This is a genomic window from Nostoc sp. NMS7 (assembly GCF_017115085.1).
GTDB lineage: Bacteria > Cyanobacteriota > Cyanobacteriia > Cyanobacteriales > Nostocaceae > Nostoc.
The window spans coordinates 1-18,871 of record NZ_JABXKJ010000024.1; the positions used below are offsets into that span (position 1 = coordinate 1).

Consider the following 18,871-nt stretch of genomic DNA (forward strand, 5'->3'; position numbering starts at 1 on the left):
ATTGATTCAACAATCGCTAATAATTTTTGCTTACCGCAACTTATTGAGCGGATACTAATTTAGTAAACTTCATATTCAAAAGTATTCCTTACAGTAGCCTGAGCAGCAGCCCAAAAGTTTGGTGTGAAAAGGAACAGTTTACATTTGTACTCTAGTTCATTTCATGTGCATTTTTATAGTACTAGAGTACTATTTGTTAGCGATCGCATTGTGCCAGTTGCGTAAGTCCTGGGTAATTCGATAACTATTCAGTGTAGTACCAAATTGTTAATGAAACACTTTGGTGAACAGCAAAAACCAAGTATAGCTTTGCGTAAAATTTAAGTGAAGAAAGAAAACTTATATTGTTAGAATCTCCATGTGTCGTTCTCGTCGTTTTAGACCTTTGTCAAAGTATCTCAATGCTGTTGTCCTCATCCTCACTTTAGTTTTGGGGTTATGGCTAGCTCCAGTCATCGCCCAGACACCAGCCCAAGCCTCGATTGTTTTAGATGGACGGCAGCTTTTTCAAATCAGCAATTCCGGTCAGTATAGCGCTCTTGAGCGGGCAAATTTGATTAATTCGCAGCTGAAAAATGCAGTTCAATTTGACCAACCGATTCAGGTGAAAATTGAGCAACGCAACCAATTACCAACCATTTTGTTAAATAACCGCTATCTGTTGACGGTTACAGAACAAGATCCAGTTTTAGGCAGCACAGCTAATGAGCAGGCAAGTATTTGGTCAGAGCAAATTCAGCAGGCATTACAGCAAGCACAGTTTGAGAGAACTACAACTTATCTCCGACGAACAACTCTGGTAGCAGTAGGAATTTTGCTGCTGACTGCTATTTTGAGTTGGTTGCTGGGATGGATTAAGCATCACTTATTACAAAAAGCATTGCAACGTTTGACTCCCCCCACTGAGGGCGCATCAGATTCTGGAGGCATCAAAGCATTAGAATTTTTCTTCCAATTGGTGTTGGCGATCGTCCGCATCGGTCTTTGGGTAGGAGTTGTTCTTTACATTACCAATTTATTTCCTTTTACTCGTCAAGAGAGCTACCAGATTACAAATATTCTGGTAACAAGCTTCACGTCGCCGATCTTTGAAGTTGGCAAAAATCCTTACTCGATTACCGAGTTAGTAATTTTGATTGGTCTGTTGTTTGGCTTAGTTATTTTTGCTGGAACTGCAACCAATCTCTTACGTTCTCGCCTGTTGAATTTTGCTGGCATTAATCGCAGCGCTCAAGAAGCGATCGCAATTATTACAAAATATGGTTTGATATTTATTGGTACATTGGTAATATTGCAACTGTGGGGACTTGATATTAGTTCTCTGGCGATCCTTGCCAGTGGCTTAGGTGTTGGTATTGGCTTTGGCTTACAGGATATTGCGAAGAATTTTGGTAGTGGTCTAGTACTAGTTTTTGAGCGTCCGATTGAACTTGGAGACTTTGTAGAAGTTGGCGAATATAAAGGTATTGTTGAGCGGATGGGCGCACGAAGTACTGAGATTCGTACCCTCGACCACGTTTCCATCATTGTACCCAACTCTCGCTTTTTAGAAAAAGAAGTGATTAACTGGAGCCACCGCAACCCCATTTCCCGGATTCATCTTCCCGTTGGTGTTGCTTATGGTTCTGATCCAAAAGCGGTTCAAGCTGCTTTGTTGTCGGCAGCGAAGAAGCATAGTAGTGTGTTAGAGACTCCATCTCCTCTAGTCCTATTTAACGGTCTTGGCGATAGTTCTCTAAATTTTGAGCTATTGGTATGGACTGCGGAACCTAATAAGCAATTTTTGCTCAAGAGTGATTTGTATTACAACATCTACGAAGTGCTTCAGCAACAAAAAATAGAGATTCCTTTTCCGCAAATAGATTTGCATCTGCGTTCTGGCACATTAGGACTTTCGCCACAATTACTCGAGCAATTTTCCAACAACGGACAACACATACATCCAACTACGAATGGCGATAACCAAGCTTAAAGTTCGGGTGAGCGCTGCGAGTTGTCCGTTCGCTCTACACGCTATCATCCATCCATCCACACTCACAATCCCAATGCACCCGCGCTGTATAATCCCGGTCAAAGGATGCGCCACACTGAGGGCATTTGCCAGTAAACATCGGATGCCAATCAATCAATTCTAATTGTTCCTCTGGTGTCCATCTCTGGCGGGGCTGCACAATCAACTCGCCATTGTAGTAGCTTGCCCCCTCCGGTTCCCACAGTTCTACTGGTTCGGCGTTGGGGTCTTCTCGAAAGTCCAAGCAGCTATCCCCCTGTGGCCCTGCTGGATGTACGGCACAGACGAGGTGAGGATCATGTGAGTAAAGTAAACAGCGATGCCGAAGGCGGGCTACGCCTACGCAGTCGGGGATTTTCATAGTACCAGTGTACTGTCACAAAACAGCGATCGCTCTTGAAGCTGGCTTTTCCTCTAAGAATTTTACGGGGGCGATCGCCCAGACAGTTCGGGCATTTCCGTGAAGGGATTTATCCCTTCACGGAAATGCCCTCTGCCCTTCTTGATGAAATTGTTAATGGGGTGTTTTTAGCACCCCAATAAACACCCAAGCGCCTTCAACCCCATTAACAAACTCAGGGCGACTGTTGCTGATTGTGGTGATGGTGGCGATGGGGACTAGGATTCTGAGGATTGCTAATATCAATAGTATGTTGAGAATCATCTAGAGGGTAGCCATGAGAATCATTGTCGAATGATTGCGTTTGGAAGGCGACATATACACCGACCCAGGTATTACTGTCTCTTAAATATATAAACAGCGCCCCATCTTCCCCACGCCCGTTTTCGTCGTCGTGATTGCCTCTAGAATTACCCTGATTCATGTGGATATTGTGAATGCCATCGTCTGGCTGAAATCCCCATGCCTGATTAGAAGTAGTCTGCTGAGCAGAACGTTGCTCGTATCGATGCCCAAAAGCATACAGCACAGCATTTTTTTCAGCAATCACTTGCTCCACTAGTTGCTTAATCTGTGGTTCCCCCTGATCCTCAATCGGCTGTGATGAATTGAACAGAGGGAGTAGCTGCATCTGCTCTTTGGTCACCAGTTGATCACGCACAAAGTCAATCCCCACGATTCCTTGATCTGGCAGGTTGAACATTCCATTACTCAAGCTCAGTAATGCCTCCACCTGCGGAGGCGTAATATTTGGCTTGAGTGCATACAAAACCCTAACATCAGCAGATTTTGGGTCTTCTGAGGCAATATTGACTGCAATATCGAACTGCTGATTCTCTGTCTCTACAAGAATGTGGTAATGAGGACGCTGAGACGGGTTTCTGGAAAAGAGTTTGGCTTGAGTTGGTTTTCCTACTAGAAGCGCTGTTGTGAAATTAGACATAGTGCTGTTTGACTATTGTGATAGTGTCATAAATATATCTACACACTTGATCAATCAAATTCCCAAAGTTCCATCAATGAGAGGAATTAACTCGTAGTCTGCCTCTCAATTCTTTCTCTACCAACGCTCACCAGCAACAAAAATGCTACAACTAGCCACCGATGCAGTCGAATCATTCAAAAAACTCTTAATCCTTGATTTCGGGTCAGTAACACATCCAGCGACACTATCCAATTCGCAACTATCAGTCGATGCTTGGTAATGCAAACGCCCCTTTGGGCAATTAGTTGGATCACCCGGACATACAGGGCAATCCCTCTCATAGGCGTAAGCCCCACCAATACAAGAGATAAATCTAGTACACTCGAAAGGATGTGTATAATTGCCGTCTTTTTTACCTGTGCAATCATAAAAATGAACCTTTTCATCTGCGTATGCTGAAGGTATTGCAAGCCATAAGACCGATGCAAATATCAGAAAGGTAGAGATAACCTGCTTGATAAACGTCTTCATTAAAAGCCCTGCATAAGTAATTAAATGATTACTTTGCAGATTTTACACCCGCTAGTGCCTGAAAATAACCAAAGCTTCTAGCTATCTCAACAGTCAAGTGAAAGAAAATCAACCATACTATTGCGATCGCACGGGTGAGCGCTGCGCGTTATCAGTTCGCCCTACACCGAGTCATCCATCCAACCGCACTCACAATCCCAATGCACCCGTGCTGTATAGAACCCATTTGACATCTTTTAAGGCGATGAATTAAGGTGTCGCAAAAGACATATCCGAAAACTATGGCATATTCTAGTAGCCTCACAGACGAAGAATGGGAAATCCTTGAACCCCTTTTGCCCCAGATATTGCCGTTGAAGAAGCAAACGAAACCTTGTGAGTGGACGAAACGAGAACTCTTGGATGGCATGTTATATCAACTGAAGAATGGCTGCAATTGGCAAGATTTGCCCAAAGATTTGCCGCCCTATTCAACGGTCTATTGGCACTACAAGCAGTGGCGAGAGGCAGGAAGCATGGATGCACTGATGAGCCTGTTACATGGACAAGTGCGAGCACAAGTAAAAAAAAAGCCCAATGGACAACATTGCTAATGATTGATTCCCAAGCCGTGAAGAATACCTGCAACGCCAGTATTGAGTCCAAAGGGTTTTGCTTCTACAAATGCACTAATGGCATCAAACGCCATTTGGCGGTAGATACCTTGGGTTTTCCATTTTTCACCCACTGTACAAAAGCAAATGTCTCAGATGACCAAGGCTTAATCGAAATGTTAAGCCAGAACCTCGACTACTTTCGTGCCAAGCCGGATGATATCCCAAAAACCACCATTCTGTTAGACAATGGGTATCACCCAGAGATGCTGACCGCAGCCCTGCAAGCCCTTTACCCGCAGATCATGACTAAGATCCAGTTTGAACTGGCACCCAAACCGACAAAAGCCGAAAAAGCGGCACAAGGAAAAACCGGATTTGTGGTGGTCGCAACCCGCTGGGTGATTGAGCGGTCGAATGCTTGGATGGAGCGCTGTAAGAGCTTGGTCAAGAACTTTGAAAGAAAGAGAGGACAATGCGACAGCCAAAGTTAATCTTTGCTTCATCCGATTGATGATCAAACGGCTTGCTACAACCTAGATATCAAATGGGTTCTATAGGAGTTGTCGAACGATACGATTCTGAAAAGTGCAAAGCGGAACCTTTTAAAGTCGTTAAACAATTTTTACAATTGTTGCGTTTTTGACTTTTAAACTTTGCTGTGCCTTATCCATCCATTTGTTCAAAGCGATGTCTACTTTTTGGGGCTGTGACGCTCGTGACGCTCGATGACTCGCTCTAAGCGAAGCTATGCCGAAGGCTTTACGCAACGCTTACGCCCTACAGCCCTTCGGGCATCCTACGGCGGGCGTCTCCCCTTGGGAGAAGACTGGCTAACGCAACGCTTACGGTGACGCTAATTTCAAGTGTAATACCCAGACTGCGACGTAGGTGATGCTCTACGCACCGCAATCCGCGATCGCTTCAAGCCCTTTTTCGAGCGAACGCGAGTAGCGTCTCGTAGAGAGGAATTTCCGGCTGTGGGTGAGCTTAGTTATGCCGTGCAGCACCGCAGTATGAGCGCTCTTGGAGGAATTTTCGGATCTACGATCGCGGTCAAGAGAGCGCAACGCTGCGGGAGGAATTTTAGGTGAGCGGGTAGGCGATCGGAGACATCAATGAATCGAGAAGACTTTGAGGCTCTGATTAAACGTAATAGCCCTTATGTGTAATCAAAAATTTCTTTGGAGTTGTGGAATGCCCTTGAAAAACCATGTATATTCAGTAAAATATACTGCACTCATGAGGTAGTACATGCAGCCACTAACTGCTGGTGTGATTGCGCTAGGCGCAGTGCCAGAATGCAATCGCAACAAAGCCTTTGAAAGTAGCTTTTGGAAAGACAATTGAGAAGCTGACACAAGCAACTCTAGCAAAGATAAAAGAGCTACGTGACAATATTTGGAACAAGCTTTGAGGTAAGTAAGAGGCAGCAACAGCTTTTGTAGAGGTAGAAAAAGGGTTAAGGGCTGATTTAGATAAGTAGTTGGTTACTTACAAGAGGTAATGAAATCTGACCCGAATTTTGCACAATCAGTAAAAAAATTAGCCTTTGAGATTCAGTAGAAATCTTTATGTTGCTCGTAATGCAATAGTCAGATTCCTAAACTTCAAGCTTTAACCAATCTTCAATTTGCAGTTCTTAAAGTAGTTGAATTTACAAGCGAGGATGTGATGACTCAATATGACTATATTGTGATTGGTGCGGGTTCGGCAGGCTGCGTCGTCGCCAACCGCTTGACAGAAGACGGTGAAACAACCGTGTTATTACTCGAAGCTGGCGAAGAGGATACTAAACCAGAGATTCAAATCCCGTTGTCATCCCCCAACCTACCCGGCTCGGAGGTGGACTGGGGATATTTCTCCCAACCAGAACCGTACCTCAATAACCGCAAAATCTTTTGTCCCCGTGGCAAAGTCTTGGGTGGCAGCAGTTCAATTAATTCCATGATTTATATCCGAGGCAATCATCACGATTATGACCACTGGCAGTCATTGGGGAATCCTGGTTGGAGTTACCAAGATGTATTGCCCTATTTCAAGAAATCTGAGAACCAGCAACGCGGTGCCGACCCATACCACGGAGTTGATGGTGAGTTGAGCGTGACCGATATTCAAGCCCCTACTGTAGCATCCCAACGATTTGTAGAAGCAGCCGTGGCAATCGGATATAACCACAATCCGGATTTCAATGGGATACAGCAATCAGGTGCGGGAATTTATCAGTTGACGGTAAAGGATGGTTTTCGTCACAGTGCTGCTGCTGCATTCTTGGTGCCAATTCTCCAGCGTCCCAATTTAACAACGATCACAGGAGCGTTGGTAACGCGGTTATTGTTTGAGGGAACCCGCACAGTTGGGGTGGAATATATCCACCATAGTCAGCTGCACCAAGCTAGGGTTAATAAAGAAGTGATTTTAAGTGCTGGTGCATTCGATTCGCCCAAGCTGCTGATGCAAAGCGGCATTGGTGATGCAGAACACCTGCAAAAATTGGGGATTTGTGCGATCGTTGATTTGCCAGGTGTCGGTCAAAACCTCCAAGACCACTTTCTCGTTCCTGTAGCACACCAGGTAATTGCCGAGTTACACCCAACAATTACCACTCCTGTGGCACACCAAGTAATTGCCGGATTAAACCCAGCAATTACCAGTAATGGTAACGCTGAAGCCGGATTGTTTTTACATACCGAAGGGAATCTGGATGCCGCGCCAGATTTACAGTTTTTCTTCGGTAACATTCTGTGGATATCTCCTGGCAGCACCCTCTCTGGTTTGGGATTCACTGTTACAGTCAGTTTGACTCATCCCCAAAACATTGGGAGTGTCAGTTTGCCCTCGCCTGACCCCAAAGACCCACCGATTATTCGGATGAACTTTCTGCAAAGTCAATCCGATATGCAAAAGGTGATTGAAGGAGTTAAAATTATGCGCCAATTGTTTCATACAAGTGCCTTTGATCAGTTTCGAGGTAGAGAAGTCGGTCCCGGTGCTGACGTGACTAGCGATGAAGCACTCTCTTCTTACATCCGCTCAGTTTGTATTACGGGGTATCATCCTGTCGGCACCTGCAAAATGGGAACTGACCCAATGGCGGTTGTCTCGCCCGAACTCCGGGTACATGGGGTTGAGGGGTTGCGGGTTGTTGATGCATCGATCATGCCAACTCTGATCGGGGGCAATACAAACGCGCCCACCATTATGATCGGCGAAAAAGGAGCCGATTTAATTAAAGCAGCAGGTCGCGTTTCACAGCAAGTAGCTTCAGCAATGGGAAACTAAATCGCTGGCGCGATCGCCTGGAGGTAACGATGACTCATAAAATATGTTTTAATCTTTTTCCCAAAAGAGCCAAAACGTGTAATTACTAACTATATATTATATATTGATGTAACCGAAAGCATTGATATTACTTGACTGTGGCTACAAAGGTAAGAAACTCCAGCAACTAATTGCTTACTTTGGGCTTTTCTCAAGCATTTTTACCATCTCCTGTAAAGTGCGATGCCCTTCGGCGCAGGTTCAGGGTAAGACCTGCGGCGGGCGGGTACGCCATCGAACCCCATTACAAACGTTAAAGAGTGCATAGACGCTTGTGGCTTGTCGTCAGACACCTCCCCCAGGCACATCTCACATTTCCTCTCTACGAGACGCTACTCGCGTTCGCTTGTATTTGGCAAGCGCTTTCGCAGAGCCCTCCATAGACAAGCTAGAAAGAGCGATGCTTACGGCGGCAAGCGATCGCACCCACAAGCACCTGTAATAATCATGGCGGATACCTGAGTATGTAAACATTCAAATATCCGAATATTTGAGTACTCGCGTACTTGCACTTCTAGATAGACACGCCCTAGTAACTTCACAGCTTTTACCCTTGCTTACGCCCTTTGAGCCATTCCTCGATCCGTTCCTCAATCCACTGGGAAAAGTCCTCTACCTCATCCTCTAAGAATGCAGCTTTCATTCGCTTTTCAATCTGCTTATTTATATAGATGGTGGTTTGCCTGTAGTTGGGGTGCGTCACCGAACAGCCCGCAGTAGCTATCGCTTCCCCTGTCCCTTACCCTTTTTCTTAGAGGAAATTTCAGGCTGTGGCTGGGCTTGGGTCAAGAGAGCGCAGCGCTGGGGGAGGAATTTTAGGCGGGTGGGCGATCGGGGACATCAATGAATCGAGAAGACTTTGAGACTCTTATTACACGTATTGAAAACACCAACCGCAAGCAAGAGTTCATGGGGAGAGCAAGCGAAATGTCGCCCTCGCCATCGTCATATCTCACGCCCGGAATATAAGCTTGTGTTTCGGACACATCTTGGTTCGGAAATAACCGTGCTTGGTAAGGACTGTTAAGTTCTTGCGACTGAAACAGCGCACTTCCTAGACCCCCGGTGGATAGGCATCCCCTATATGTTTAACTGGCGTTGCTGAATCAGAGTATGAATTGACATTTTTCGATATGACTAAAAAACGATTCTTTGCGCCTTAGCGACGCGGGAAACTCTTCCTGTGTAAGTGTTATCGCCTTTGCTCCCGACTAATTCATACTTTCAATCAGCAAGGCCGTTTAACTAACAGGCTCTAGCTGATAACTGGCTTTCTCTTGTTGTTGCTTCTGCTTTAAATCTGCTAGTTTAGCTCGCAACTGCGCTCTAACTTCATAGCGGTAGCTGAAGAAATGTTCGCCAACACCTAAGGTAGTTAGATAATCATATAGTAAGCGGGGTTTAGCAAAGGCGATCGCCACCAATTGCCACCAGAACCGCCACCTTGTGGAACGCACCACACCCTGTCGCCAGCAAATTGCAGCAAACAGACGCATTTCAGTCCAAGTAATCGGACGCTTGGTTTTACCACGCCACCCATTCATCATCATAAAGTGGCGGAAGGTACGTTTCAGGTAAGGCATTGGTTCATAGATGTTCCAAAATGCTGCGATGTATTCCTCTGTAATTTCCTCCACAGGGCGCGTGGGTGTAAAGTTCATAATTGCACCTTGGTGGAAGGTTCCCAAACCATCAACCAATCGCCCTTCCTGCTGGAGTCGGTTCCACATGGCGGTGTTTTGCAATGCTTGCAGCATACTAAACTGCGCTTGAGGAATGCCAGTCTCCTCAATAAATTCTTGAATCCGTTCTCCTGCACCAGGACGTTCATTGTCAAAGCCCATGATAAAACCTGACATAATCTGCAATCCTGCCCGTGTAATTTTCTGGCAAGATTCAATTAAGGAAGAGCGCGTATTTTGGACTTTGTGAATCCCCAACAGACTGTCTGTGTCTGGAGTTTCGATACCCATAAATACCAGGGTGAAACCAGCTTTCACCATCAACGCAATTAATTCATCATCCTCAGCTAGATTCAGCGAAGCTTCCGTTACCAAAACAAAGGGGTAATCATGGGCTTCCATCCAGGGTATGAGGGCTTGTAAAAATACCTTGGCATTGCGTTTATTGCCGATAAAGTTGTCATCGACAACAAACACATACCGCCGCCAGCCTAAATCGTAGATAGCTTGAAATTCCCGCAGCATCTGTTCTGGTGTCTTCGTGCGGGGCTTGCGTCCATACAAGTTGATAATGTCGCAAAACTCGCATTGGAACGGACAACCACGGGAAAATTGTAATGTAATTGCCAAGTAGCCATCTAGATTGAGTAAATCAAACCGAGCAATTGGCGTTTGGGTGACATCAGGCTTTTCTGGAGAACGGAAAATTCCCCGTTCATCTCCCCGTGCCAGAGCTTCTAAAAACATGGGGATAGTGTATTCCCCTTCATCTAAAATTAGATAATGCGCTCCGGCATCTAAAGCAAAGTTGGGTACTGAGGTAGGGAAGGGACCACCCACCGCCACCTTTTTACTTAACGCAACTCCTTTTTGAATTAACTCTCTAAAATTTTGTTTCTGGATAATCATTGCAGATATGATTACCAAATCGCACCAATCCCAATCTGCATCTGTCTCTAGGGAGACATTGCGATCGCTAAATCTGATTTCCCAATCATTAGGCAGCATAGCCGCTACAGTAATTAATCCCAATGGCGGATTAGTAGAGCGTAAACCTGCCAGATCGAGCGTCTCTTGGTAAGACCAGAAAGAATTGGGCATTATCGGCCAGAGTAGTAAGGCTCTCATCAGCACATACCCCGGAGTAGTAAAGTTACTTATTCTTAGGTTACTGCTACTTGAGCTGACAAGAATTTAACTTTTATTGACTTTTGTAAAGTTGAAGTACATAAAGGGGAGTGGGGGGATGCGGGGATGCGGGGGACAAAACTGCCATCAAAAGTCAAGATTAATTTGACTAAATCTTTTGCTTTCCATGCTGCCCATAAACCTTTTAATTGAGGAGCCGCCTTTTGATGAAATTCTATCCTTCCACTAGTAGGTGCTTATATATTGATGTAACCGAAAGCATTGATATTACTTGACTGTGGCTACAAAGGCAAGAAACTCCAGCAACTAATTGCTTATTTTGGGCTTTTCTCAAGCATTTTTACCATATCCTGTAAAGTGCGATGCCCTTCGGCGCAGGCTCAGGGTAAGACCTGCGGCGGGCGGGTACGCTATCGCACCCCATTACAAACGTTAAAGAGTGCGTAGACGAAGCAGTGGCTTGTCGTCAGACACCCCCCAGGCACATCTCACATTTCCTCTCGTGCGATGCCTACGGCGGAACGAAAGGCGACCATCGCAGTCATTATCTTTGGTTACGATTTCTGAATTTTTTCTTTTTAAGCACCATCTGTTGAAGACGTTCAATTTCACTCAGAACATCTTCGGGCTTGGTATCCATTTCTAAGTCTGCAAGCTCACTATCTTCATCATTTTCAATGCCCATTTTATCTTGAATCGCATCGAGCATTTGTAATACTCGTGTAACTTCATGCTCAGTCAGTAACCCAATTTGTAAATTTAAGTTGGCGCGATACTCACTTTCTTCACTCAGTCGGTTCTGACTGATTAACACAAATGTTGAGAGAAAAATCGCTTCCAGAGATACCACCATTGTCAACAGTCCGTAGGGAAATGGATCGAACGGATGCACACCAATTTTTCCAGTGTTCAAAACAATCCAAGCACCAAACCAGACAATATGAACATAAACAAAAACTATATGCCCAGAAAAAGAGGTAATAACATCGGCAATTCGGTCTTGCAAGTTTCGCTTATTAGCAGCCTTAAGCCGAAGGCGGATAATAGTACGAATGTTCCTTTCTATGACTTTAGACAGTGCTGGGTTATCATTTTCAAAGTCTAAATATTCTTTTTCGTCTTCGTTCATGCCGCCTTGCTCCATAATGAAAGTTATCTCGCTGTTAATAGTAAGCGTTCAAGCGGTGGCAGGGCGATGTCTACTACTGCTACTGTTAAGAGCATGATTATTCAGTTTTTCTTAGAGGAAAGCTGTTGCATATACAATTAATACTATTAGACCTTTATACTAATAAACCATAATAATCTCAAAGTTTAAGCTGTTGTTTCAAGTCTTCTGTATTCTTGGCATCACCGTGCCAAATCAGTTAATTTGTATGCTAAGACTGAAACATAGATGGGGTAAGCTTTTCAATAAGTGCTTTCTCTCATCAAATTGGTGAAAGAATTATGGTTATGCTGCTAGTTTTGATCAAGTTTGAACGAAAAATTGTCGTTTCAGGCACTTGAAATTTTCTTAGCGTACAAAAAACCTTTTTTGGCACGGTGATTCCTGAAGTGAGATGTCTCTTGACTTGTTGCTGCTTCGTCTACGCTCTCAATGCGATCGCACCACACCCCCCCAGGCACATCTCACATTTCCTCTCGTGCGATCGCTACTCGCGTTCGCTTGTATTTGGCAAGCGCTTTCGCAGAGCCTTCCATAGACAAGCTAGAAGGAGCGATGCCCAACTCTTGGAGACGCTGCGCGTAGCTTGCTTCCACGTTCGCGTAGCGTCCCGTAGGGAAGTGGTACGGCGTAGCTCAGGGCATCGCTTCCGACTTCCGACTTATTTAAATATCAATCCTAGTATTAGTGACAAAAGTAACCGTTTTAACATGACTTTGTATACAGGCGTGTGCCTGATGATGACGATTACATTAAGAATATACAAATCACGTAATGCAAGGCAGATTAAAGGATATATGAATCGCTTAAAATCTATTCTTCTTGGAAGCTTATTAGCTGCTGCTTCAATTGCGGCTCTTTCTCAAAATGCTAATGCTGCTGAATTCCAATCTGAGCATGATCATTTTAATCGTAATACTGTAGCTTTTAATAACAGCAAAACCCAACACGAACGTGTTGTCCGTGAACAACGCGCTCGTGAATTCCGTCAACGCCAAGCTCGTGAACAACGCGCTCATGAATTGCGTCAACGCCAAGCTCGTTTGAATTACTAAGAAAAGAAATTTTTCCTCCAATTATGTTAGGAGAGTAGCAATACTCTCCTTTTTTTTGCCATAAATCTGCTCAAATTAATGCCCAAATTATTTTACTTCGCTATCAGTTTTCATCAATGCTTCCAACTGAGCTAACAACTTTTCTACTTTGGATTTTTTCTTCGGGTCATCCCACACTTTAGCTTTCTTGAAGCGTTGGAACGTATCATCAACACGCTCTTTTATGGATGCTGTCTCTGTTTGAGATGGAGTCTCTGATTGAGCAGCAGACTCAATTTCTTGAATCTTGCGCTTAATTTCGTTTAAAGAAAGATTTAGGACTTTCGCATCCTCTAGCAGTTGTTTTCGTGTTTCTTCATCTCTAACTCGTGCGATCGCTCGTGCCTTGGTGTATTCAAGTTGCCCAGAGCGCAGGACTTCTAGCACATCAGCAGGGAGATTGAGCAAAGGAATGCGGCTGACGCGAAAACTTTCAGCGCTAAATTTACCGATGGTTGAGAGGACAGATTTAATAGTTTCCATCTGACGGAAAACGTTTTCCGTCAAATCCAAGTTTCGCTTTTTGGCATTGGCAGAAGAGTTGAGGATGGAGATAACTTCGTTTTTGGTAACACCGAGTTCAATGCTCACTAGTTCAAGTATTCCCTCGGTTTCTTCTACAGGATTTAGGTCTTCGCGCTGGAGATTTTCAACAAGCTGCAGCTTAGAGGTGGTGAGATCATCCATTTCGCGGATCACCACGGGGACTTCGGTTAGGAGAGCAAGTTGGGCAGCCCTTAAACGGCGTTCTCCTGCCACAAGTTCGTACTCTTCACCCGGTAGGGGTCGCACCAACAGAGGTTCGAGGATACCTAGCTCTTTGATTGAGCATGATAGTTCCTCTAGTTTTTTAGGGTCAAAGTAGCGGCGGGGCTGTGAGGAAGGTAGTTTAATTAAGTTGATGGCAACAGTATTTGGTGAATTAGCAGTACTTTGAGTTTGGTTAAAGCTTTCACCCAGTAGGGCGGCTACACCTTTTAAGTGGCTGGTATAGGGTTGTTCTTTTTTGCTCACTGTAGTTTTTCTAAACTGAGGGCGATTTTTTTTAGTACAGCGACGGCAGGGTGTTTGGGATTATATAGTGCTAAAGGTATGCTTGCCTCACTTGCATCAGCAAAGGCAATAGATTTAGGAATGGGTTCAAAGACTGTCGCCAAGGGTGAAAGTTGTTCTGCGATAGCTTTCATCGTTCTGCTTTCCTGGGCAGTACGTGCATCATACATTGTGGGGATGAAGCCAGCAATGGCGAGTGTTTTATTAGCACCTTTGCGGAGTGTGGCTACAGTTCTGAGTAATAAATCAGTTCCTTGAAAGGATTTGAATTGGCATTGAATAGGTACTAAGACATGGGTGGCTGCTACTAAGCTAATCACGCTGAGGATGCCTAAAGATGGCGGACAATCTATCAAAATAAAATCATAGTTGTCTAGGATGGGAGCAAGTGCATTTTTTAGGCGCATTTCCCGCATCAAGGCGGCGACCAGTTCCAGTTCAGCAGCACTTAAATTAATATTGGCTGGCACCAAACCCATACTGTGAATCAGTTCAGGATGAATTGCTAACGGTTCTTCACCCACCACTGCCTCATAGACAGTTTTGGTGGTACTTTCCGGTTCTAGCCCCATAAAGGTCGTCAGTGAGGCTTGGGGGTCAAGGTCTATCAAAAGAACGCGATTTTTCTTTTTTTGAGCGAGGTGGTAGCCAAAGTTCATTGTCAAACTTGTTTTTCCCACTCCCCCTGATTGATTGAATAGCGCAATAATACGGGTTTTGCTCACGAGTGATAAAAATGCCTCTAATACAGGCAGATTGTAGCGCTAGGGCCAGGGTAATACAACTGGGGAAAGTAAGAAATTTGGGGTGCGTTAGCCTTTGTTGGGAAAGCATTCGTTCAAGACAGCGCCTACACTTTTTAGTTCTCTTGGATATAGTTGCTGGAATGCGATGACTATAAAGTCGGTCGTAGACCATAACTCGTTAGATACGAGGAAATTTTTAGAGCCAAACACAGTTTTCCGAAATTGCCAGTGCCGAAGTGGTAGTAAGTGTCAGAATCGATAAGATAAAAAATGCCAGATTCCTCAGAAAGAATCATTTACAAATTTTTTTAATCTCCATCGGATCATAATTAGGAAAACAGCACTGTGTCTTCAGAAATTCAAGCAGATCAAGATAAAGTTTGGTTTAACTTGGGCGTTGAACTTTTAAACAAAAGATGTTTTGACGACGCTCTCGAAGCTTTTGAGCAAGCCAATGAACTAAAACCTGGCAATTATCAAGTCTGGGTTAATCAGGGTTGGACGTTGTTAAATTTGGGACGCTTTGATGAGGCTCTGGCTGCCTGCGATCAAGCGCTGGTATTCCAGCCGAACTCTCATGAAGCTTGGTGCGATCGAGGTATTGCTTTAAGGGTTTTAGGACGTAACTTGGAAGCGCTCGAAGCGTTTGATCAAGCCTTGAAACTCATGCCTGATTTGCATGAAGCTTGGGAAAACCTAGGTATTACGTTATTAACTTTAGAGCGTTTTGAAGAGGCGCTTGCTAATCTCGACAATGCTGTTAAATTCAAATCTGATGACTCTGACGCTTGGTATTTTCGCAGCATTGCTTTATTAAATTTAGAACGCTATGAAGATGCTCTTGCTAGCACCGAGCAATCCCTGAAACTTAAAGGTGACTTGAGCGCAGCCTGGGAGAATCGGGCGTCTGCTTTGGATGAATTGGGGCGCTATGATGAAGCAATAGCTTCTTACGATCAAGCGATTGAATTTCAAAGAGATAACTCTCGTGCTTGGTATAACCGAGGTATTGTGTTGTTGACATTGGAACGCTTTGAAGAGGCGATCGCTTCCAACGAGCGAGCGATTGAATTCCAGCATGATTTTCCCCAAGCTTGGTGTAACCGGGGTATTGCCTTAATGGATTTGGAGCGTTTTGAAGAGGCGCTTGCTAGCATCGACCGCTCCCTTGAATTTCAAAGAGATTTACCAGAAGCTTGGTATAACCGAGCCAATACACTGTTAACTCTCAAACGCTTTGAAGAGGCGATCGCCAGCTATGATAAATGTAACGAAATCCGTCCAGACGACTCCGCGACTTTTTATGGTAAGGCTTGCTGTTATGCCCAATTGCTTAATATAAAGCAAGCAATCTTTAACCTACAACAAGCTATCAATATGAGTCCTAACCAATACCAAGATATGGCGAAAACTGACTCAGATTTTGATAATATTCGTTCAGATGAACAATTTCAGGCGTTGATCACTCCCGGTTCGCTCATTTTATAGGCGGTTAGAAAAAAGACGGAACGGAAAAATAGGGGTTACAGCGGTTGTAACAGATGGCGAACCGTGATTGTCGGCGCTTTGCGATCGCCAGCGTTGTGAATTAATCTTGGGTATTGCTTCACCGCTTGTCACCATCCAAAAATCTTAGCTAACACCAAAGGCAACCAAAACAATAGCAGAACAAAAAGGCGATGCCCTTCGGCGCAGGTGTTACCCTGAGCTTGTCGAAGGGCTCAGGGTAAGACCTACGGCGTAAACTACGCACTCGGTCGCCTTTTCCTCTAAGAAGCTGATTGCTTCCCTCACTCTCTGAGGAGAGCCTGTGGATAAGAGTGCTGTTCTGGAAGGATCACTTTTTCTAGACTCAAAAGCAAAGGCGATCGCAGTAGGAAACACTGGATCGCTTTTCCTCTAAGAAAATTTCTAGATGAATTTCCTCATGCACTATGGATAATGCTATCGAGTTGGAGTTCAAGATAAATAGTTTTAAATCCGCTCTTGTTTGGGGATTCACCAATTTGGTAAAAACCGCGTTTGAGATAAAGCATCCGGGCTACATAAGAAGAAGAATGTTCCCAAGTATACAACCGTAAGTACCTTTTTGCTTTTGCTTGTGCTAGGTCGATGGTAAAGTCTAATAGCTCTTTTCCAATTCCTTTTCCTCGAAATTGTGATGCTACACAAAACCAGCCTAACCAGTCAGCTTCTTGTTCGTCTTCGCTTTTGCAATATAACCCAGTTAGCCCAATTACTTGGAAAGATTTCTCATCGATAGCAACCCAGTAATTGAGTTGGGTAATTCCACTGTTTGAAAACCATTGAGCATATTTATCTTGATATAAACTTGCCGCCAGCGATGGACTATCACTACTATTACTCACGCCTGGGAAAACTTCCTCTCTTAGGTGAATTGCTTGCTCCAGGGTTGCTATCGATAATGATTCAATGTACATAACACTAGTCACTCAAGCTTAAAGTAACCATGTCTATATCTAGGCTACTATCTCAATTAACTGTAAATTTTTCGGTGAGCAGGCAGATTTAAGTGGGAACCATTAATTGCCATTCTCCCTCTTCATCCCGAAGAACTAATTCTACCCTAGTTTTCATACCTAATTTGCTTTTCCTCTTTCAGTTTGTTTTTCCTAGTTGAGGATGGCACCAAATCGAAACGAAATACGAGCAAGTCCTGAATCTGAATGCTGTTTTCGTAGCTTGGTTTAGGTAAATACCAAAAGTAGTCCTGGCGCACATGATGACGTAGATATAGCGTAGCTGACACCAGAGGCAAAATAGTACATATTTACCTAAAACCGAGGTTTGTAGTATGCCAATGACAGGACTAAAACCCTTATTCTTTCGTTAGAGGCTTGTCTAACAAGAAGCAAACAAGACTTGGATGATTTATCTAAAAGCGATAGCTAAAAAGCTTATGCACTAATACTTTCCGCCTATCTTGCCCCTAGTGTCAGCTACGCTATATTTACCCCAAGTAGGTGGGCGGGGAAAAACCAAAATATGTAACAAAACAATAAGTAAATACGGAGAAAATCCATTTCCCGACATCTCACCTGCAAATAACAAATCCCAAACAACTACAAAAGCAATGGCCACACATAATTTAAAAACTTGGATGCCGTTCTACCAAGATGTAATTGACGGTCGTAAAACTTTTGAACTACGCAAAACACTTTTGCAAGAGTTGTAATTGTTCTAGACTACAAAGCAAAGACATAAGTATATTTATTTTTTGTATTGGTATAATTAAATATTTCTTATTAAAATAAGAAAATTTTCACAATGTAGTATTGTAAAAATGTAATCAGCCTGGATCTAACGCTTGGCTTCCACCGACGACGTGAACAAATTTCTGCTTCCACGCTTTACCAGTATCGTTGCGACTAAAAGCGACGGTTGACCAGGGCTTTGAATTTAGAGTCAGATAATGATGATGGCATTCGTTTACGCAAACGTTACGGTTCTATCAAAGACCACTTGTTTGTTTTTCTTGAAGATGCCTCGATTCCACCAACGAATAATTCTAGCGAACAGGCAATTCGCATGAGTACGGTATTTCGTAAGGTGACTAATTGCTTCCGTTCTCAATGGGGACAGGATTTATTTGCGGCTGTTCGTTCTATCGTTAATACTGGCAAGCGTCAAGGTTTGACAGCTTATCAAGCTATTTACAAAGTACTCTCTACTAATTGCTCTATTTTTAATCCTAGTTGAGCAATTACATTATTTTTAATAATAAACATATGAACATCACTCGAAGAAATTTCATCAAACTAACAGCCATAGGTACAACAGGTTTTCTAGGAACATATTTGTATTCTCAAAAACCTGCTATAGCACAGGCTTCAAATTGGCTTTCACAGCTTGTTGCAAAAACAGTTAACGCACCAATGGGATATTTTGTGGCTGGTGGGGGGATAGTCGCCTCGCAGCAATTCGGGGCCAATCAAACCGATGTGTTCTCGGTTGATCAGAGCGGGCAGCTAAAAGTCTCCTGGGTCGTCGGCGAGGGTGCATGGCAGGGACCACTAACGATCAGCTTTGCGGGCATTGCCAACCCCGGGAGTTTTATCGCGGCATCTCAGCAATTTGGGGCCAATCAAACTGATGTGTTCCTGGTTGATAAGAACGGCCAGTTCAGTAAACCACAAAGTTTTGAAAACGAACGTAAAAATAGGGGTTTCAGCCATCG

22 protein-coding genes are annotated in these 18,871 nt (G+C 44.0%); 11 read left to right on the forward strand and 11 right to left on the reverse strand.

Annotated features, from left to right (window positions below):
* The first annotated feature begins 358 nt into the window (after window positions 1-358).
* Complete coding sequence (locus HWQ38_RS01655) at window positions 359-1,972, forward strand: mechanosensitive ion channel domain-containing protein (RefSeq protein WP_292789507.1); 1,614 nt, start codon at window positions 359-361, stop codon at window positions 1,970-1,972.
* 34 nt (window positions 1,973-2,006) lie between these two features.
* On the opposite strand, the gene HWQ38_RS01660 is transcribed toward HWQ38_RS01655, so the two are convergent.
* The 3 genes from HWQ38_RS01660 to HWQ38_RS01670 all read right to left on the reverse strand — a co-directional run bounded on the left by HWQ38_RS01660 (window position 2,007) and on the right by HWQ38_RS01670 (window position 3,867).
* On the reverse strand, window positions 2,007-2,372 hold the full coding sequence (locus tag HWQ38_RS01660) for a hypothetical protein (protein ID WP_292789509.1): 366 nt from the start codon (window positions 2,370-2,372) through the stop codon (window positions 2,007-2,009).
* A gap of 214 nt (window positions 2,373-2,586) precedes the next feature.
* On the reverse strand, window positions 2,587-3,354 hold the full coding sequence (locus HWQ38_RS01665) for a DUF2278 family protein (RefSeq protein ID WP_292789511.1): 768 nt from the start codon (window positions 3,352-3,354) through the stop codon (window positions 2,587-2,589).
* A gap of 117 nt (window positions 3,355-3,471) precedes the next feature.
* Window positions 3,472-3,867, reverse strand: coding sequence for a carbohydrate-binding module family 14 protein (locus HWQ38_RS01670; protein ID WP_292789512.1), 396 nt, complete (start codon window positions 3,865-3,867; stop codon window positions 3,472-3,474).
* Window positions 3,868-3,964: 97 nt separating this feature from the next.
* Here HWQ38_RS01670 and HWQ38_RS01675 point away from each other — a divergent pair, with 97 nt between their 5' ends.
* From HWQ38_RS01675 to HWQ38_RS01690, 4 genes are all read left to right on the forward strand, one after another.
* Entirely contained in the window at window positions 3,965-4,120 is a 156-nt protein-coding gene (locus HWQ38_RS01675) for a hypothetical protein (protein ID WP_292789513.1), read from the forward strand.
* A gap of 28 nt (window positions 4,121-4,148) precedes the next feature.
* Window positions 4,149-4,460, forward strand: a complete 312-nt coding sequence (locus HWQ38_RS01680) for a transposase (RefSeq protein WP_292789514.1) — start codon at window positions 4,149-4,151, stop codon at window positions 4,458-4,460.
* A complete protein-coding gene (locus HWQ38_RS01685; RefSeq protein ID WP_292789516.1) occupies window positions 4,460-4,954 on the forward strand; it encodes a transposase in 495 nt (164 codons plus the stop codon). Before HWQ38_RS01680 ends, HWQ38_RS01685 begins: the two co-directional genes overlap by 1 nt.
* 234 nt (window positions 4,955-5,188) lie before the next feature.
* Entirely contained in the window at window positions 5,189-5,314 is a 126-nt protein-coding gene (locus HWQ38_RS01690) for a hypothetical protein (RefSeq protein WP_292789517.1), read from the forward strand.
* 45 nt (window positions 5,315-5,359) lie between these two features.
* Here HWQ38_RS01690 and HWQ38_RS01695 read toward each other — a convergent pair whose 3' ends face one another.
* The gene (locus tag HWQ38_RS01695; RefSeq protein ID WP_292789518.1) at window positions 5,360-5,530 is read right to left on the reverse strand and encodes a hypothetical protein; all 171 of its coding nucleotides are present in this window, start codon (window positions 5,528-5,530) and stop codon (window positions 5,360-5,362) included.
* A 604-nt stretch (window positions 5,531-6,134) separates the two neighbouring features.
* Here HWQ38_RS01695 and HWQ38_RS01700 point away from each other — a divergent pair.
* Window positions 6,135-7,742, forward strand: a complete 1,608-nt coding sequence (locus HWQ38_RS01700; protein WP_292789520.1) for a GMC family oxidoreductase N-terminal domain-containing protein — start codon at window positions 6,135-6,137, stop codon at window positions 7,740-7,742.
* 443 nt (window positions 7,743-8,185) lie between these two features.
* On the opposite strand, the gene HWQ38_RS01705 is transcribed toward HWQ38_RS01700, so the two are convergent.
* From HWQ38_RS01705 to HWQ38_RS01715, 3 genes are all read right to left on the reverse strand, one after another.
* Complete coding sequence (locus HWQ38_RS01705; protein ID WP_292789522.1) at window positions 8,186-8,323, reverse strand: hypothetical protein; 138 nt, start codon at window positions 8,321-8,323, stop codon at window positions 8,186-8,188.
* A 699-nt stretch (window positions 8,324-9,022) separates the two neighbouring features.
* The gene (locus HWQ38_RS01710) at window positions 9,023-10,591 is read right to left on the reverse strand and encodes a B12-binding domain-containing radical SAM protein (RefSeq protein ID WP_292789524.1); all 1,569 of its coding nucleotides are present in this window, start codon (window positions 10,589-10,591) and stop codon (window positions 9,023-9,025) included.
* Window positions 10,592-11,156: 565 nt separating this feature from the next.
* Complete coding sequence (locus HWQ38_RS01715) at window positions 11,157-11,741, reverse strand: DUF1003 domain-containing protein (RefSeq protein WP_292789526.1); 585 nt, start codon at window positions 11,739-11,741, stop codon at window positions 11,157-11,159.
* 440 nt (window positions 11,742-12,181) lie between these two features.
* On the opposite strand from HWQ38_RS01715, the gene HWQ38_RS01720 reads away from it, so the two are divergent.
* Window positions 12,182-12,835 carry a hypothetical protein gene (locus HWQ38_RS01720; protein WP_292789528.1) on the forward strand — a complete coding sequence of 218 codons (654 nt, stop codon included), beginning with the start codon at window positions 12,182-12,184 and terminating at the stop codon, window positions 12,833-12,835.
* Between the two features lie 87 nt (window positions 12,836-12,922).
* On the opposite strand, the gene HWQ38_RS01725 is transcribed toward HWQ38_RS01720, so the two are convergent.
* Together HWQ38_RS01725 and HWQ38_RS01730 are read right to left on the reverse strand one after the other, a co-directional pair.
* Window positions 12,923-13,888, reverse strand: a complete 966-nt coding sequence (locus HWQ38_RS01725; RefSeq protein WP_292789529.1) for a ParB/RepB/Spo0J family partition protein — start codon at window positions 13,886-13,888, stop codon at window positions 12,923-12,925.
* The gene (locus HWQ38_RS01730; RefSeq protein WP_292789530.1) at window positions 13,885-14,652 is read right to left on the reverse strand and encodes a ParA family protein; all 768 of its coding nucleotides are present in this window, start codon (window positions 14,650-14,652) and stop codon (window positions 13,885-13,887) included. Before HWQ38_RS01730 ends, HWQ38_RS01725 begins: the two co-directional genes overlap by 4 nt.
* 366 nt (window positions 14,653-15,018) lie before the next feature.
* Here HWQ38_RS01730 and HWQ38_RS01735 point away from each other — a divergent pair, with 366 nt between their 5' ends.
* Window positions 15,019-16,161 (forward strand): tetratricopeptide repeat protein, encoded by a 1,143-nt coding sequence (locus HWQ38_RS01735; RefSeq protein ID WP_292789532.1) that lies wholly within the window; start codon window positions 15,019-15,021, stop codon window positions 16,159-16,161.
* On the opposite strand, the gene HWQ38_RS01740 is transcribed toward HWQ38_RS01735, so the two are convergent.
* The gene (locus tag HWQ38_RS01740) at window positions 16,156-16,296 is read right to left on the reverse strand and encodes a hypothetical protein (RefSeq protein ID WP_292789534.1); all 141 of its coding nucleotides are present in this window, start codon (window positions 16,294-16,296) and stop codon (window positions 16,156-16,158) included. The two genes, HWQ38_RS01735 and HWQ38_RS01740, sit on opposite strands and share 6 nt — an antisense overlap.
* A 302-nt stretch (window positions 16,297-16,598) precedes the next feature.
* Entirely contained in the window at window positions 16,599-17,114 is a 516-nt protein-coding gene (locus HWQ38_RS01745) for a GNAT family N-acetyltransferase (RefSeq protein ID WP_292789535.1), read from the reverse strand.
* Window positions 17,115-17,626: 512 nt separating this feature from the next.
* Between HWQ38_RS01745 and HWQ38_RS01750 the strand changes: the two genes are divergently transcribed.
* From HWQ38_RS01750 to HWQ38_RS01760, 3 genes are all read left to right on the forward strand, one after another.
* Window positions 17,627-17,869, forward strand: a complete 243-nt coding sequence (locus tag HWQ38_RS01750) for a DUF3850 domain-containing protein (protein WP_292789536.1) — start codon at window positions 17,627-17,629, stop codon at window positions 17,867-17,869.
* 206 nt (window positions 17,870-18,075) lie between these two features.
* The gene (locus tag HWQ38_RS01755; protein WP_292789538.1) at window positions 18,076-18,393 is read left to right on the forward strand and encodes a transposase; all 318 of its coding nucleotides are present in this window, start codon (window positions 18,076-18,078) and stop codon (window positions 18,391-18,393) included.
* 29 nt (window positions 18,394-18,422) lie between these two features.
* On the forward strand, window positions 18,423-18,871 hold a 449-nt coding region (locus HWQ38_RS01760; RefSeq protein WP_292789539.1), incomplete at its 3' end, for a hypothetical protein.

Coding starts and splice junctions, on each gene's coding strand:
- HWQ38_RS01680 (WP_292789514.1), top strand. CDS start 4,149: ATGGCATATTCTAGTAGCCTCACAGACGAAGAATGGGAAATCCTTGAA.
- HWQ38_RS01660 (WP_292789509.1), bottom strand. CDS start 2,372: ATGAAAATCCCCGACTGCGTAGGCGTAGCCCGCCTTCGGCATCGCTGT.
- HWQ38_RS01655 (WP_292789507.1), top strand. CDS start 359: ATGTGTCGTTCTCGTCGTTTTAGACCTTTGTCAAAGTATCTCAATGCT.
- HWQ38_RS01745 (WP_292789535.1), bottom strand. CDS start 17,114: ATGTACATTGAATCATTATCGATAGCAACCCTGGAGCAAGCAATTCAC.
- HWQ38_RS01710 (WP_292789524.1), bottom strand. CDS start 10,591: ATGAGAGCCTTACTACTCTGGCCGATAATGCCCAATTCTTTCTGGTCT.
- HWQ38_RS01665 (WP_292789511.1), bottom strand. CDS start 3,354: ATGTCTAATTTCACAACAGCGCTTCTAGTAGGAAAACCAACTCAAGCC.
- HWQ38_RS01700 (WP_292789520.1), top strand. CDS start 6,135: ATGACTCAATATGACTATATTGTGATTGGTGCGGGTTCGGCAGGCTGC.
- HWQ38_RS01670 (WP_292789512.1), bottom strand. CDS start 3,867: ATGAAGACGTTTATCAAGCAGGTTATCTCTACCTTTCTGATATTTGCA.
- HWQ38_RS01740 (WP_292789534.1), bottom strand. CDS start 16,296: ATGGTGACAAGCGGTGAAGCAATACCCAAGATTAATTCACAACGCTGG.
- HWQ38_RS01715 (WP_292789526.1), bottom strand. CDS start 11,741: ATGAACGAAGACGAAAAAGAATATTTAGACTTTGAAAATGATAACCCA.
- HWQ38_RS01685 (WP_292789516.1), top strand. CDS start 4,460: ATGATTGATTCCCAAGCCGTGAAGAATACCTGCAACGCCAGTATTGAG.
- HWQ38_RS01690 (WP_292789517.1), top strand. CDS start 5,189: ATGACTCGCTCTAAGCGAAGCTATGCCGAAGGCTTTACGCAACGCTTA.